Annotated in this window: 1 protein-coding gene; it reads left to right on the plus strand. The window is 62.5% G+C overall.

Annotated elements, in window-relative coordinates; all coding sequences use genetic code 11:
• Positions 1 to 851, plus strand: an 851-nt coding sequence (locus BN1115_RS20030) for an IS4 family transposase (RefSeq protein WP_042658558.1), incomplete at both ends; no start/stop codon positions are given.

The following is an 851-nucleotide window of genomic DNA, read 5'->3' on the forward strand; positions in this document are numbered from 1 at the left end:
GCGCCGTCGCCGTATGCCCATGGAGCGTCTGGTCTGGGCCATCATCGGCATGGCCATCTTCCGCCATGTCCCCATGACCCAGCTGGTCAATCAGCTCGATATCCTGTTGCCCGGTGACCGCCCCTTTGTTGCCCCCAGCGCCTTCCTGCAAGCCCGCCAAAAGCTCGGGGACAAGAGTATCGAACGGCTGTTTCACGAGACCGCCTCGCTCTGGCACCAGCAGGCCAATCACCCCGGCTGGGCAGGGCTGCAACTGCTCGCCGTTGATGGCGTGATGTGGCGAACCCCCGATACCCCGGACAATGCCGCTGCGTTTGCCAAACCCGGCACCCAGCATGGCGAGACCGCTTATCCGCAGGTGCGCATGCTCTGCCAGATGGAGCTCACCAGCCACCTGCTTGTGCAAGCGGTCATGGAGAGTTGCGCCGTCAACGAGATGGTGCTGGCCGAGCAGCTTATCGCGCGCACGCCAGACCACTCGCTGACCCTGTTCGACAAGGGGTTCTATTCGCTTGGCCTGCTCCACGCTTGGCAAACCACCGGCTGCGAGCGGCACTGGTTGCTGCCGCTCAAAAAGGGCACGCAGTATGAGGTGGTGCGCAAGCTGGGGCGTCAGGATGTGCTGGTGCATCTCAAGACCAGTCCACAGGCACGCAAGAAGTGGCCGCAACTGCCGGACACGGTGGAAGCCCGTTTGCTGACCCGCAGCCTCAACGGCAAAGAGCGCCAAGTGTTGACCTCGATGGTCGACCCGATGCGTTTCCCGGGGGCTGACATCGTCGAGCTCTACAGCCATCGCTGGGAAATCGAGTTGGGCTATCGGGAGATGAAGCACAGCCTGCAACAACATC

Source organism: Aeromonas allosaccharophila, from assembly GCF_000819685.1.
GTDB lineage: Bacteria > Pseudomonadota > Gammaproteobacteria > Enterobacterales > Aeromonadaceae > Aeromonas > Aeromonas allosaccharophila.